The sequence below is a fragment of the Virgibacillus necropolis genome (genome assembly GCF_002224365.1).
GTDB lineage: Bacteria > Bacillota > Bacilli > Bacillales > Amphibacillaceae > Virgibacillus_F > Virgibacillus_F necropolis.
On record NZ_CP022437.1, the window covers coordinates 1739351 to 1754732 of the forward strand.

Below are 15382 nucleotides of genomic sequence, written 5' to 3' on the forward strand. Positions count from 1 at the left end.
AGGATTAAAGCTTACTCTGTCGTAAAATAACTATAAGGAGTTGAATTTCGATGAAAAAGAATCCAACCAAGCAAAAAGTGGTAGATGCTGCGTCATCTTTATTTTTTCAAAAAGGCTTCCATGGTACTTCAGTTAGGGATATAGCGGACAAGGCCTCTGTAAATGTGTCACTAATTAGCTATTACTTTAAAGGTAAACAAGGCTTATTGGAGCATGCCGTAACAAACTACTATGAAACATATCTAACTAAAATGGAAGAAACACTACTAAAAGCGGAAACAGAATTACCTTTAAATAAACTGAAATTATTAATAGATACTATTATACAATATAAACAAAATAATCATCAATTTTCTTGTTTTATCCATCGAGAGCTGTCTATTGACTCCATATTTGTACGGGAGATGGCTGTGACGTACTTGGCTAAGGAAAATTACTTTATAAGCAATACATTTTTTGAAAGCTTACCAAAAAATTACAAAGGTAATACGGAACATCAATTTTTGCTCATGCAATTAAAAGGTATGTTGATCACACCTTATGTTTTACAAAATGAGTGGAAAAATCAGGTGGCCGGAAAAACATCACATGATTTATTTGCCCAAAACTACACAAAAGTTATTCATAAATGGTTAGATTTTATCACTACAGAAACCGTTCACTTTGTAAATCAGTAAAAAATACGTAAAATCATCAATTTATTTGTAATTTTTTAGCCAAAAATGCTATTTACATGGTATCATTAGTATAATAATCTCAGAATTAACTTTAAGAGGTTGTCCAAAAAGTCACCAAATGATAAACCGCGAATTTCTTTGTTGCGCAGTTTTTCCGGTTCTCAAAATCTTCGCGCCTTGAACTTCTTGTTTCTAATTTGCCGACTTTTTGAACATGCACTTTAATTATTAAACTTAGATGGTACCTGTTCTTGGAGAGAATCTATAAAAAAGAACATCCTCTTATTCAGGAATATAGTTAGGAGGCTTTAAATGGCATATATCATTGGAATCGTACTCGTTATTATTGCACTAATTATTGTCGGACTCATTTTACGTAAAAGAATATATGATGTTGTTGATCGGCAAGAAAGCTGGAAAATGGACATTATGAATCGTAATACCGCTTCACAACTCGCCCAGATTAAAAAATTAAACCTTTCAGGGGAAACACAAGAAAAATTTGAATCCTGGAAAGAACACTGGGAATACATTGTGACAAAGCAACTTCCGGATATAGAAGAATATTTATTTGATGCAGAGGAAGCCGCAGATCGCTATCGTTTTCCTACAGCGAAAAAAACATTACGAAAAGTTGAACAAACATTACAATCTATTGAAAAAGATATTGAAAAAATGTTACTTGAGCTAGATGAACTAATAACGTCTGAAGAAACAAGTAGAAAAGAGATAAAAGGGTTAGAACCTGAAATAAAAGGATTAAGAAAAAAACTATCACAAACACGTTATCAATATGGTAAAGCTGAAGCGCGCTTTGACGTAGAACTTGATGAAATAGAAGAATATCTTCGTAGATATCGTGAATTGACTGAATCAGGAGATTATCTCGAAGCCCAACAGATTGTGGATAATCTAAAACTGCAAATAGAGAATTTACAAGTTGAAATGGATGAGTTCCCAGAATTATATAAAGCGTGTAAGGAAATACTACCAAATCAATTAGATGATTTAATTTCAGGAATAAGGGATATGAAAGAAAGTGGTTATCGTATCGAGCACCTTGGACTTGAAAAAGAAATCCGAAACTATCAAGGACGATTATTGGATTGTGTCAATTCTGTTGAAAAAGGGAATATAACTATTGCAAAAGAAACAATAACGGAAATTGATGAACGAATTAAAGATATGTATCAACTATTGGAAAATGAAGCAATAGCTAAAAGTTACATAGAAAACAAAATACCAATGTATCGTCAAAAAGTTGATAATATAGAAACGAAATTTCAACATACTAAATCGGAAGTGGATATGTTAAGAGAAACATATTACTTTGAAGATAGTGACGTGGAGAAATATTTGATACTCGAAAAAACGATTACACTCCTAAAAAAACAATTTGTCGAACTATCAGCAAACCTAGAGGATCAAGATGTATCCCATTTGCAGATACGCGATAAGCTAGATGATAATTTGCAGCAAATAGAATCGTTAACACAACAACATGATGATTTTATAAAGTTCATTCATAATCTGAGAAAAGATGAACTAGAAGCAAAACAGAAATTAGAAGAAATGAAAAACCAGGTATACAACACGATTCGAAAGCTGAAGAAAAGTAATGTACCAGGTGTACCAACTTTCATCTGGAATTTGGTAGAGGCTACTAGTGAAAAAAATGATCGTGTGTTAAAAGCGCTAGAATCAAAGCCACTTGATATGGCTGTAGTACAACGTGCACTAACGGAGGCAAATAAAAGTGTTGATCATGTTGTAGAGCAAACTGATTTCATTTTAGAACAGGCACATTTAACAGAACAGGTCATTCAATATGCAAATAGGTATCGTAGTAGGTATCCCCTTCTGGCTGCAAAGCTTGCAGAATCTGAGCGATTATTTAGATCATACGAATATGAGTTATCCTTAGAACATGCCGCAAAAGCAGTAGAAGAAGTGGAGCCTGGATCACTAAAACGTATTGAAGAATATAAAGAGGTATCTAGTTAATATGAGCACCTAATTATGCATCACATTAATTGGACAAGTTGACAAAGAACAGAATATGTATAAAAATAAACAAGATACTATAGGTTCAGATATATTAATTAACGTTTAAGACTTGAAATTGAAATGGGAGCTAATCGGGTTTTCAATTGATAAATTATAACAAAGGCTGTCTTATGAACGAGGAGTTATCCTTGGTCTTAAGTCAGCCTTCATTAGTGTTTAGCATGTATAAAGTTGGAAGAAAAAGATGGGAGATGGATAGATGATTTATTTAGACAATAGTGCAACAACCAAGCCCCACCCATCCGTACTACGAAGTTACAATCAAGTTTCAGAAAGTTTTTTTGCTAACCCATCGTCTATCCACCAATTAGGTGCGGAAGCGGAAAAATTGTTGCAAAAAGCGAAAGAACAAGTAGCACAAATCTTTCATGTAGCAAAGGATGAAATTATATTTACTTCTGGTGGAACGGAAGGAAATAATATGGCTATTAAAGGGATAGCATTACAGCATAGACAGCGTGGTAAACATATTATCACTTCGCAAATTGAACATCCTTCTGTTTATGACGCTTGTCAATCCTTAGAGGCAATGGGGTATGATATAACCTACTTACCGGTAGATTGTAATGGAGTTGTATCTGCAAACGATGTATCGAATGCGATTAGAGAAGATACAATACTAATAAGTATTATGCACGTTAATAATGAAATTGGTTCTATTCAGCCAGTCCAAGAAATTGGAGAGCTTGCAAAAAAACATCCAAAATTATCTTTTCATGTTGATCATGTGCAAGGTTTAGGGAAAGTACCATTACAATTATCAAACAGTGGGATTGATTTATGTACCATGTCAGGTCACAAAATACATGGTCTTAAGGGAACCGGTATCCTGTATATAGCAAATCGTTCAAAATTGTTTCCCCTTTTTCATGGAGGAAGCCAGGAAAGATCCATTCGATCTGGAACTGAGAACCTAGCAGGAGCAGTTGCGATAGTTAAAGCTATAAGAATGATTGATGAACGTGAAAAACAAGATAAAGGTGCTTTATTAGCATTACGTAATTATGCAATGCAACGAATAGCTGAACTAGATAATGTCGTAATCAATACGTCCAAGCTAGCTGCACCACACATCATTAATTTCTCAGTAATAGGACTAAAACCAGAAGTCTTAATTCATGCACTTGGTGAAAAGGAGATTTTTATTTCTACAAAATCAGCATGCTCTTCAAAGCTAAGTGATGAAAGTAGAGTGTTGGCTGCTTTAGGTTTTGACTCGGAACGTACGATATCTGGACTCAGGGTCAGCATGTCATATGATACAACAAAGGAAGAACTAAATACGTTTATCATCGAATTGGAAAAAGCAATAAAGCAATTGAAAAAAGTAGTGGGGTAGATAAACATGGAATTTGATCACATATTAATTCGCTATGGTGAAATGGCCTTAAAGGGTAAAAATAGAAAGAAATTTTATAGTAAGCTTCAGGATAATTTGCGAAACACCTTAGTAGAATTTCCAGAAGTTAAGGTGAAACGAACTCAGGGACGAATGTTTGTTCACTTAAATGGCCAAGATCCCGCACCGGTCATGGAGAAATGCAAAGAAGTATTTGGAATTCAGAGTTTAAGCTTAGCAATAAAAATTCCAAATGAGGAACAACAGATAAAGGAAGCGGCATTGTATGCTTTAAAAAATAGCACTGGAACAAAAACGTTTAAAATCAGTGTAAAACGAATTGATAAAACATTTCCTATCCGATCACAGGAATTCAATAAAGAAGTTGGAGCACATTTACTACTAAATTCAAAAGACCATTCAGTAAATGTTCATCAGCCAGATTTGGACCTGAAAATAGAAATTCGAACGGAAGCGACCTATATTACGTGTGACGTAATAAAAGGTGCAGGTGGATTTCCTGTTGGAACTTCCGGTAAATCATTGTTACTATTGTCAGGCGGTATAGACAGTCCTGTCGCAGGCTATTTAGCTATGAAGCGCGGTGTGGCAATCGAAGCGGTACATTTTCATTCTCCGCCCTTTACAAGTGAACGTGCAAAACAAAAAGTAGTGGATTTGGCATCTGAACTAACAAATTACGGTTCTTCCATTAGACTGCATATTGTGCCGTTTACAAAACTTCAGCAATTAGTTTTCCAAAAAATGCCTGATCGGTATTCGATGACAATTATGCGAAGAATGATGTTACGCATAAGTGAAGCAATCTGTAAAAAAGAATCAATATTATCTATGACAACAGGTGAGAGTTTAGGACAGGTAGCAAGTCAAACAATGGATAGTATGAATTGTATAAACGAGGTGACAAATTATCCAGTCATTCGTCCATTAATCACGATGGACAAGCTTGATATTATTGATGTTTCCAGAAAAATAAACACCTATGATATTTCGATCCGTCCTTTTGAAGATTGTTGTACCATCTTTGTTCCAAAAGCTCCTAAAACAAAACCGAAACGAGAGAAAGTAAATTATTTTGAGTCAACAATCAATTTTGATGCGTTAATTCAAGAAGCAGTGGAGGAAACTGAGGTTATCAAAATTACAAAAGAAACAAAGGAAGACCAGTACCAAGATTTATTTTAATTTAGGCTGTTTTCGTAAAGAATGTGCTGTTGAGAGAATGAATACGTAACATACGATGTTTGATGGTTGGACAACCGTTCCGGAAATCACGTTGCTGTTACTTCACAGTTTATATTAACTATGAAGATGAAAAAGCAACAATGCGTACGAAAACAGCAGCCTAAATTTATTACAACATCTACCAGATTTTTTCATGAATGATTTATCTCCTTATGACGCAATATAAAGTTATATCAAGGAGGTGAATTGACATGGCTAGCAACAACAATTCAAACCAATTAGTAGTTCCTGGTGTACAACAAGCTCTTGATCAAATGAAATATGAAATCGCTCAAGAATTTGGAGTAAGCCTTGGGGCTGATACAACTTCTCGTTCTAACGGTTCTGTTGGAGGAGAAATCACAAAACGCCTTGTACAAATGGCTGAGCAACAATTTGGTGGAAAGTAATTAAACAATATAATAATTAATGGCTAAATGAGCTACCTCATGACTTGAGGTAGCTCATATTTAATTCTTTTATTAAAAGCTATATCGTGGTACGTTAGTAACGAATAGAGATAAATCGTTTGAAATGGGGTATAAATAGTGGGAGATTTATGGTTTGGTGGTCAAATCTATACGATGCAACATGAAGGAGATGCGGTAGAAGCAGTCTATACAGAAGCTGATAAAATTGTCGCAGTTGGTACATACGAAAAATTGTATCATACGTATTTTTCTAGCATCGAAAACGAAATAAACCTGCAAGGAAAAACGATGCTACCTGGATTTATTGACAGTCATTTACATATTTTAATGCATGGGGAAAAGCTATTAAGGCTTGATCTTTCACAATTGAAATCAGCTGAGGAAGTAAAGGAAACACTACGAAATCGAACCGCAAATTTATCAAAGGGTGAGTGGTTAATTGGCGAGGGATGGAATGAAAACCAATGGGAGGATCCTGTTATTATTCATAGGTCTGAGTTAGATGAAATCTGTCCTAATAACCCGCTTATGCTAACACGGGTGTGCCGTCATGCGCTTTTGGCTAATTCCCAGGCAATTGAATTATCCAATGTTCAAAAGGACACACCTGATCCACAGGGTGGAATAATAGTTCGAAATGATAACGGCGATATAACTGGTTATTTTTTAGATACAGCTCAGGAATTAATCAAAAAGTCATTACCTACTGTTTCGAAAGATTATTTACAAAAAGTAATTGAGATTGCTGTAGACGACTTGGTATCAAAAGGACTGGTTGGTGGCCATAGTGAGGATCTAAGTTATTATGGTAGCTTCGATAAAACCTACCAAGCCTTCATTGATGGAATAGATGGTGTAAATAAAAAATTCAAAGCACATTTATTGGTTCATCATGAAGTTCTCCAAGATATGTTTGATCAAAAACTTGGTTGGTTAGATGGTACGAAATACGTGGAATTAGGAGCAGTTAAAGTTTTTGCTGATGGTGCTATTGGAGGACGGACTGCATGGTTAACAGAAGATTACAGCGATGATCCAGGTAACAAAGGTGTGGCAATTTTAAGTTTAGAAAACCTTGAAAAAGTAATCAAGAAAGCACGAAGTCATAATCTACCCGTCGCAGTTCATGCAATAGGCGACCGAGCGGCAGAGGAAGTATTAACAATCCTTGACCGTAATCCACTAGCGAATGGTCGGCGAGATCGATTAATACACGGCCAAATTTTAAATGAACGGGCACTAGCGTTATTAAAAAAGTTACCAGTTGCAGTTGATATACAGCCTTTATTTGTAACATCAGATTTTCCATGGGCAATAGATCGACTAGGGAAAGATAGGTTAAGACTTGCATATGCTTGGAAAACAATGATTGATCAGAAGGTTCATTGTGCTGGAAGCTCTGATGCACCAATAGAAGAAGTAAGCCCTTTGCTTGGAATTCAGGCGGCCATTTTACGTAAGGCCTCTTTTGACGGGAAGACTTATTATCCAGAAGAATCATTATCCGTTTATGAAGCAATCCATATCTATACACATGGAAGTGCCTATGCGATAAATCAAGAAGGTTCTCGTGGGAGATTGATGGCAGGATATGATGCAGATTTCACGATTTTAGAAGAAGATATCTTTCAAGTTGAAGCAGAACGTATTCATGAAATTGACATAGCCATGACTGTTATTAATGGCCAAATCGTCTATGAAAAAAATCCTTACTATTAACTAGTAAGGATTTTTTTTCCTATAAAAACGTTCTTTTTACTCGATCCCAATAGGAATTGTTTTTTAATTTAATTGTTTTAATTACTTTGTCACTCAGTGTAACTGTAATACTTTTCACTTGTCGAACTGGATAGGCTTCATTATCCATACCTATAACAGGATAATTGTTTCCTTCTTGAATAATATCAAGTGTGAGTTTGCGGTCTTTATCTAATACAAATGATGATCCAAGTGTTCGGTACCGATTATTATTTAACGATGCGAGTTCTGAAACCTGAAAACATGGAATTCTTGGATCCACCACAGATCCACTTGTTGATTTATTATAACCAGTACTTCCTGTTGGTGTTGCGACAATCAGTCCATCTCCTCGGAATGTTTCAAAATGTTTCGTATCAATTTTTACATCTATTACAATCGTTTTGATGATTGTTGATCTGATACTCATTTCATTTAAACAATTAAATCTGGTTTCTCCATTAATATCTACATTAATCAACGGGAAGCGGCGAACCTCCATTTCTTCGTGAATCATGGAATGTAGCATTTCGTCAAAGTTATCTAAATTAAAATCACAATACAACCCGGCCTCATTTGAGCGTGTTATACCCGTGTATAAGCAATCCTGACGAAATCCTGTTTTTCTTACTGCTTGCAAAAAGGTCCCATCCCCGCCAATGCTTACAATAATGTTGGCATTTTCTGGATCCTCTAAAATAGTAAAATCATTTTGTTTTGCTAAATCGAATAACGGCTGCAATTTATAAGTTGATGCTTCGTCATTTGGATAATAAAAGTAAATATTTCTACGGTTTGTCATTATGATAAGTCAGCCTCCTCATTCTATGTATTTCTTCTATTTATATTAACATTTCCATATGCTAAAGTCCCATCGATAGTTGTCTTGTATAAAAATCGAAAGTAGTAAAATACTAGATTAAAGTGCGTGTTCAAAAAGTTGCCAAATTAGAAACAAGAAGTTTGAGGCGGTGTAGTCTTGAGGACCGAAATGTAGGCATTTCCTACATGAGGACCGGAAAGGCAAGCCAACGAAGAAATTCGCCGTTTATCAGTTGGTGACTTTTTGAACAACCTCTTAAATAGTCGTGTGACTTGGGGTGTTATCGCAAATGGTATGGCTAATAATAATTATTTTTGCATTAATTATTGTGTTGTTATTTTCCAAAATATATGTAACCGTTAATTTTTCCTATGTAAGTAACAAACAAAATGGTTCTATAGACGTTTATTTTTTAAAGATTCCTCTATATAGAAAAAATATCCAATCAGATGAAAGCAAAAAACATTCTATCCTGGAATTGGTAAATAATGATAATCGGCTTTCAGATTTAATAGAAGATGGGAAATTCTTTATTAAAATGATGAAGGAATCAATTCCAAGTATTTTTAGTTTGCTAAAAAAAATAGCTATACATAAATTCAATTGGCATACAAATGTAGGAGCTGGAGAAGCTAGTAGTACAGGAATGGTATCTGGAGGCGTATGGTCTGTAAAGGGATTCGTATTAGCTTTAATTAGGGAAACTAGTCAAGTTGTCTGTCCATTACAAATAAACGTTCAACCATGTTTTCAGCAAACCGTCTTAAACACCCAAATTAACATGAAAGTTTCCATTCGACTTGGTCAAGCAATTTTGGGCGGGGCAAGAATTCTTAGGACGGTTTCGAAACTGGAAAAAAATAAGATTAATTTACGTGAAAGGAAGATTTAAATGAGTGAACATCCAATTCAAGGATTAATGACCACAGCGATGGAAAATATAAAAGATATGATTGAAGTAAATACAATTATTGGTGATCCAGTTGAATCACCAGATGGAAGTATTATTATTCCTGTCTCTAAGGTAGGATTTGGTTTTGCAGCAGGCGGAAGTGAGTTTCAGCCAAAATCATCTGGCGGTCAAAGTGATTCAGAAGTTGAATTGCCTTTTGGTGGGGGTAGTGGTGGAGGAGTATCTATTACTCCAGTGGCTTTTCTAATTGTTAGTGCACAAGGTATTAAGATGGTTCATTTAGATGAAAACACACATATTTTTGAAAAAATGATCGATTTTGCTCCACAAGTAGTGGATAAAATTCAGCAGATGCTAAAGGAATCATCATCACAAGGTAATAAAAATAAAAAGCAACAAAACAATGAGCGTCAACAACAAAATCAAGGAAATCAGCAATCAAACACAAATTACTCTATATAAATAATTGGTTTGTAAATTTTTCCTGTTATAATAGAGTAGTAAAGATAAAATGAAGCGGAAATGATAGGAGGAATGAGATTATGGCAACTGTTACATTCCAACAAAACCCTGTAACTCTTTTAGGTTCAGAAATTAAGGTAGGAGACAAGGCCCCAAATTTCACTGTTTTGTCTAATGATTTAGAAGAAATTACATTAGATAATTATAAAGGGAAAGTGAAATTAATCAGTGTAGTACCGTCAATTGATACTGGTGTATGCTCGAAGCAAACGAATCGTTTTAATCAAGAGGCTGATGAAGTTGCAAATGCACATGTACTAACGATAAGTATGGACCTACCTTTTGCACAAAAACGCTGGCGTGACGAAAATGGTGTCGAAAACCTGGACATCTTATCTGACCATCGTAGTGGAGATTTCGGTGAAAAGTATGGTGTACTTATCCAAGAGTTACGGTTACTTGCAAGAGCCATATTTGTCGTTGATTCTGACAATACTGTCAGGTATGTTGAATACGTACAAGAAGTTAGTAACCATCCCGATTATGAGAAAGCAATTAAAGCAGCACAAGAAGCTAAATAACAGTATAATTGAACCTGCCTCTTGCTCGTTACGAGTGAGGGGTTTTTTATTGGACATATTTTTGTACATACGGCCCTTCCGTTTGGTACAATAGATACGCTTATTAGCTTGAAGGAAAGTATGAAACATTCAAAGGAAATCAGTATAAAATAAATTTTGTGATTCGTTATTAAGGACGAAACCAATGATGAGTTTTTCTGAAAACGGAGGAATACAATGAGTAAAACGACGATTGAACTATTATTTGAATGGATTGATAAAACTACTGATATGATTCAGCAACATAAAGATGAGCCTTACCTTGATTGTTTGGCAATAACATTAGAAAGTCTGTTAGAACAAGATTTTTTAGATGAGACAAACTCGCTATTAACTACGACTGTACAAGAAAAATTAAAGAAAATTGATCTATCTTCTTATTCATCAGATGAGATTCGAAAGGCGGCTCAGCTCGCAATATTAAAAGGTATGAAAGGATCCACACAGCAGCAACATGTAATGACTCCGGACACCATTGCACTTTTAGTAGGTTACCTTGCCGGCAAGGTGATGCGTTCATCTGATAAGGTGCGCGTTTTTGATCCAGCGAGTGGAACTGGCAATTTAGTAGCAACCGTCATTCGCCACTTGGGAAAAGAAACGATTGGATATGGAAGTGAGATTGATCAAACGTTAATAAAGCTATCCGTATTAACTGCAAACCTTCAACATTTATCAATAGATTTTTTCCATCAGGATAGCTTGCGTCCATTTCTACTTGATCCAGTAGATGTGGTTGTGTCGGATTTACCTGTCGGTTATTACCCAGATGACGTAAACGCAAATCAATTCGAATTACGTGCGGAGGAAGGTCATTCTTACTCACATCACTTGTTTATCGAACAAGGGATCAACTATGTCCAGGAGAATGGATATTTAATTTTCATTATCCCAGAATTCCTATTTGAAAGTGATCAAGCGGACAAACTTCGCACATTCCTTCATGAGCACGCGCACATTGTAGGTGTTTTGCATTTACCAGAGAGTACGTTTAAATCAAAAAATAATGCAAAAAGTATATTAATACTTCAGAAAAGGGGACAAGATACAGAAGCACCGAAACAACCATTGCTTGTAAAACTTCCTTCTCTCAAGAATACAAAGGCAATGGAGGATATATTAGGACAAATGAATACATGGTTTGCTTCCTATTTAAATAATGAAAAATAAGGAAGGGAGTTATGACTAATGCAAACAATTTTAGCAATTAATGCAGGTAGTTCTTCATTAAAGTTTCAACTGATTCAAATGCCAGATGAAAAGATTTTGACTAAAGGATTAGTTGAACGTATCGGAATAGCTAACTCGATATTTACAATTGAAGTAGATGGTAAGAAAGATAAAACGGTTGTCGATATTCCAGATCATGAGGACGCTGTAAGACGACTAACGGATAAATTAACATCATCAAGAATTATTCAATCGTTGGACGATATTCATGCGATTGGTCATCGTGTTGTTCATGGTGGGGAACGTTTTACTGATTCTGTCGTCATCACAGAAGATGTAATGAAAGAAATTGATGAAGTATCAGAACTAGCACCATTACACAATCCCGCAAACATAGTAGGAATTCGTGCATTTCAAGAGTTTTTACCACAGGTCCCTATGGTAGCGGTGTTCGACACAGCTTTCCATCAAACAATGGAAGAGAAATCATACTTATACAGTTTGCCATACGAGTACTATGAAAAATATGGAATACGAAAATATGGTTTTCATGGAGCGTCACACAAATATGTGTCTGAACGTGCATCAGAAATGCTTGGAATACCACTTAAACAACTTCGACTTATCTCTTGTCATTTAGGCAACGGGGCAAGTATTGCTGCCATCCAACATGGAAAATCAATTGATACATCCATGGGTTTTACACCACTTGCAGGTGTTACAATGGGAACTAGATCTGGAAATATTGATCCAGCGTTATTACCATATATTATGGATAAAACAGGCCAAACTGCAGTAGAAGTACTGAATGTATTGAATAAAAAAAGTGGAATGCTTGCTTTATCAGGATTTTCAAGTGATTTACGAGATATCGAGCAGCAAGCAGAAACGAATGACCGTGCTGAACTTGCTTTGGAAGTTTTCGCATCAAGAATCCATAAATACTTAGGATCTTATGCAGCAAGAATGTCTGGTGTAGATGCAATTATTTTCACAGCAGGTGTGGGCGAAAATAGTGATGTCATTCGTGAAAAAGTGTTAACAGGATTAGAATTTATGGGTGTTTACTGGGATCCTGTACGAAATAAGATTCGTGGCAAGGAAACATTTATTAACTATCCACATTCTCCAGTTAAAGTACTAGTAATTCCAACTAATGAAGAGGTTATGATTGCACGTGATACGGTACGTTTAACCAAATAAATGGTTAAACCTGGAATACAAAGGGTATGTATACGTAGGTGAAGGAGAGTGGAATCATGTCATTAGAGGACCATAAGTCAAAAGAAAAAGAATTAAAGTGTATGGTGGTAACCATTAGTGATACACGTAACGAAATTACCGATAAAAGTGGGAAATTGATCGTTGAATTATTAGAAAAAGCGAATCACCAAGTTGAAATTACAGAAATCATCCCCGATGAAAAAACGGCCATTAAGCATATGATTGATGCTGGTCGGGAAAACCCAGATATTGATGTGATTTTAACTAATGGAGGAACAGGTATAGCTAACCGGGATGTAACGATTGAAACTGTTAAATCGCTATTAGATAAAGAAATTCCAGGATTCGGGGAACTATTTCGCTCGAAAAGTTATGCTGATGATATTGGATCAGCTGCAATGTTATCAAGAGCTATCGCAGGTGTAACGAATCATACTGCATTATTTTCAATGCCCGGGTCATCTGGAGCGGTTCGTTTAGCAATGGAACAACTAATTTTACCCGAACTTTCTCATGTAGTTCACGAAATACAAAAAGATATTCAATAAAAATAATAACGCCTGACAGGCGTTATTATTTTTATCTTACGACTAAAACATCGCATTGTGCATAACGGGTAATATTTTCAGATACACTACCGATGAAGAATCGTTCCACTGCGTTCATACCTGTTGCACCACAAATAATTAAATCAGCATTGACGCTAGGAGCAATCTCTTTAGCAATTTTGACTTTTGGTGATCCATATTCAATACATCTAACTATATCATTGACTCCAGCAGACCTTGCTTTAGTCATATAACCATCAACAAGCTCTTGCGCATAATCTTCCGCTCTTTCGGCTAATGTCCTGTCATATGCTTCCGCGGTGGCAAATGTTCTTGAATCGACAACATGAGCCAAAATAAGCCTAGCATTATTTCGTTTAGCAATATCTAAAGATTTTTTAAAAGCTATTTCAGAGGCATCTGATCCATCGACAGCGACCACAATATCTTTGTATTCAAAATCCATTTTTCAGTTCCCCCCTTCCTTTATATAAAATATACCCTTTTTATAGGAAAGATAATCCACCCTTAATTAAATGGAAAAAATTAAGCTACAATTGTAATGACTTTATGGGACAAACTAAACTTGGAGGTGATACTATTGGGAAAGAAACAAACACAAACATTGCGTGAAGATAAAAAAGGCATTGCGACTGTTCAGAACCAATTATTTGAGAGTTATCAGAGTGGTGTTGTAGAAGATCAATTGCACAATAATAAAGCAATTCATCACTTCAATAACCGAAAGAGTTAATAAAACTCTGATGGTGCTCAAATAAACCCATAATCACTTTCAAGATGAAATTGATCCATCCTTACGAAAAGGGTGGGTCAATTTCTGTGTCAATACCATTATATGAAAGCGTTTACTTTTTATGTTCTAATTAGTATATTTTAATACATTAAGAGTGCTCTTAATTAGTAAATGTACCTAAAGAAAAATAGGGCATTTGATACGTGAATTTTTAGCAAGTACGTTTAAAGAGAGCCGTGGTTCTCTTTTTTGTATGTAACGATTTGGATCAAAGTTATAGAAAACCAGAAAAAATTTAGAATAATGTGTTATATTTATGAGTGGTTATATAAAAGTGTTCTTCCTGGATATTATTTTTTAAAATAGTTCAAACAATTTTACTGTAAATTCATATCAAGATTGGATAGGAGTTTTTTTATGGCCTTTAAGATAGAAAATGAACTGGTAAAAGACGGGGTACTCCCTGCGTTTTCAATTACCATAAACAATTCACATACCACCGCTATATATAGTGATACAGATATGCAGGATGGACTGGTAAAAGTACTGCAAAAAAATGGTGAGATTACAGTTTTTGGTCAACAGGAAGGGTTGTACGAACGGTTGACAGTGGAAGACAACATTGCCTTTTTCCATAAATGGTTTGGCTGTCAACCACCTTTATCTGAAATTCTTGTGATGTTTAACCTACATAATTGTGCAAAGATGATTCTACGGAAATGCTCAACATCCGAAATTGCTCGGGTTTATTATGCAAAGCATTATATGATGGATGTCACTTCAAAGGTATTCATAGAGCCGGTACACGGTGTTGATGTTCTTACGATTGACACATTCATTACGATGCTTAAAAGATTTACAGATAATCAAACTCCTGTGCTAGTTTTAGTAACAAATATGGAGCATGCACTATTACTCGGTGATGTTACATATAAATTGCAGGACAAAGGGTTGCACGAGATTGAAATCGAACCTGAGGATGAAGTTACCTCAAAGGTTAACACAACCACGGTACCCTCGGTAGTAAATTTATTCAAAATTCCTGCGAAGGTTGATGATAAAGTAATTTTGTTTGACCCTCCAGAGATTGATTATATTGAAAGTCAAGATGGGAAATCAAATATAGTCATTAATAATGAATCATTTACAATGGATTCTACGTTGGCTGAAATTGAGAAGAAATTAGAGGTGTACGGTTTTTTTCGTTGCCATCGATCTTACATTGTGAATTTGCAAAAAGTACGTGAAATTATAACTTGGTCTAAGAATACATACTCCCTTAGACTTGAAAATAAAAACCAATCAACGATTCCGTTATCACGGTCGAAAATACAGGAAATCCAAGAAATATTTAACTTAAAATAGGTACATT

General features: G+C 35.3%; 16 protein-coding genes. 14 read left to right on the plus strand and 2 right to left on the minus strand.

The annotated features are described in order from the left end of the window. Positions 1 to 50: 50 nt before the first annotated feature. From refZ to CFK40_RS08125, 6 genes are all read left to right on the plus strand, one after another. Positions 51 to 677, plus strand: coding sequence for a forespore capture DNA-binding protein RefZ (refZ, locus tag CFK40_RS08100; RefSeq protein ID WP_089531825.1), 627 nt, complete (start codon positions 51 to 53; stop codon positions 675 to 677). Positions 678 to 989: 312 nt separating this feature from the next. Further along, positions 990 to 2681, plus strand: a complete 1692-nt coding sequence (ezrA, locus tag CFK40_RS08105) for a septation ring formation regulator EzrA (RefSeq protein ID WP_089531826.1) — start codon at positions 990 to 992, stop codon at positions 2679 to 2681. Positions 2682 to 2943: 262 nt separating this feature from the next. Further along, entirely contained in the window at positions 2944 to 4083 is a 1140-nt protein-coding gene (locus tag CFK40_RS08110) for a cysteine desulfurase family protein (protein ID WP_089531827.1), read from the plus strand. Positions 4084 to 4089: 6 nt separating this feature from the next. Further along, positions 4090 to 5289 carry a tRNA uracil 4-sulfurtransferase ThiI gene (gene thiI / locus CFK40_RS08115; protein WP_089531828.1) on the plus strand — a complete coding sequence of 400 codons (1200 nt, stop codon included), beginning with the start codon at positions 4090 to 4092 and terminating at the stop codon, positions 5287 to 5289. 251 nt (positions 5290 to 5540) lie between these two features. Beyond that, entirely contained in the window at positions 5541 to 5738 is a 198-nt protein-coding gene (locus CFK40_RS08120) for an alpha/beta-type small acid-soluble spore protein (protein ID WP_089531829.1), read from the plus strand. Between the two features lie 138 nt (positions 5739 to 5876). Beyond that, positions 5877 to 7478, plus strand: a complete 1602-nt coding sequence (locus CFK40_RS08125) for an amidohydrolase (RefSeq protein ID WP_089531830.1) — start codon at positions 5877 to 5879, stop codon at positions 7476 to 7478. A gap of 19 nt (positions 7479 to 7497) precedes the next feature. On the opposite strand, the gene CFK40_RS08130 is transcribed toward CFK40_RS08125, so the two are convergent. Next, complete coding sequence (locus tag CFK40_RS08130) at positions 7498 to 8298, minus strand: NAD kinase (RefSeq protein WP_089531831.1); 801 nt, start codon at positions 8296 to 8298, stop codon at positions 7498 to 7500. A gap of 310 nt (positions 8299 to 8608) precedes the next feature. Between CFK40_RS08130 and CFK40_RS08135 the strand changes: the two genes are divergently transcribed. The 6 genes from CFK40_RS08135 to CFK40_RS08160 all read left to right on the plus strand — a co-directional run bounded on the left by CFK40_RS08135 (position 8609) and on the right by CFK40_RS08160 (position 13256). Continuing rightward, positions 8609 to 9211, plus strand: a complete 603-nt coding sequence (locus CFK40_RS08135) for a DUF2953 domain-containing protein (RefSeq protein WP_089531832.1) — start codon at positions 8609 to 8611, stop codon at positions 9209 to 9211. Then, entirely contained in the window at positions 9212 to 9694 is a 483-nt protein-coding gene (gene ytfJ / locus CFK40_RS08140) for a GerW family sporulation protein (protein ID WP_089531833.1), read from the plus strand. A gap of 80 nt (positions 9695 to 9774) precedes the next feature. Further along, on the plus strand, positions 9775 to 10275 hold the full coding sequence (gene tpx / locus CFK40_RS08145) for a thiol peroxidase (RefSeq protein ID WP_089531834.1): 501 nt from the start codon (positions 9775 to 9777) through the stop codon (positions 10273 to 10275). A 216-nt stretch (positions 10276 to 10491) separates the two neighbouring features. After that, positions 10492 to 11484 (plus strand): class I SAM-dependent methyltransferase, encoded by a 993-nt coding sequence (locus tag CFK40_RS08150; RefSeq protein ID WP_089531835.1) that lies wholly within the window; start codon positions 10492 to 10494, stop codon positions 11482 to 11484. An 18-nt stretch (positions 11485 to 11502) separates the two neighbouring features. Then, complete coding sequence (locus CFK40_RS08155) at positions 11503 to 12687, plus strand: acetate kinase (protein WP_089531836.1); 1185 nt, start codon at positions 11503 to 11505, stop codon at positions 12685 to 12687. 56 nt (positions 12688 to 12743) lie between these two features. Next, on the plus strand, positions 12744 to 13256 hold the full coding sequence (locus tag CFK40_RS08160; RefSeq protein WP_089531837.1) for a MogA/MoaB family molybdenum cofactor biosynthesis protein: 513 nt from the start codon (positions 12744 to 12746) through the stop codon (positions 13254 to 13256). 31 nt (positions 13257 to 13287) lie between these two features. On the opposite strand, the gene CFK40_RS08165 is transcribed toward CFK40_RS08160, so the two are convergent. Further along, positions 13288 to 13722, minus strand: coding sequence for a universal stress protein (locus tag CFK40_RS08165; RefSeq protein ID WP_089531838.1), 435 nt, complete (start codon positions 13720 to 13722; stop codon positions 13288 to 13290). Between the two features lie 135 nt (positions 13723 to 13857). Between CFK40_RS08165 and CFK40_RS21090 the strand changes: the two genes are divergently transcribed. Both CFK40_RS21090 and CFK40_RS08170 read left to right on the plus strand, forming a co-directional pair. Continuing rightward, positions 13858 to 14010 (plus strand): hypothetical protein, encoded by a 153-nt coding sequence (locus tag CFK40_RS21090; protein WP_168927224.1) that lies wholly within the window; start codon positions 13858 to 13860, stop codon positions 14008 to 14010. A 417-nt stretch (positions 14011 to 14427) separates the two neighbouring features. Beyond that, complete coding sequence (locus CFK40_RS08170) at positions 14428 to 15375, plus strand: response regulator transcription factor (protein WP_089531839.1); 948 nt, start codon at positions 14428 to 14430, stop codon at positions 15373 to 15375. The last annotated feature ends 7 nt before the right edge of the window (positions 15376 to 15382 follow it).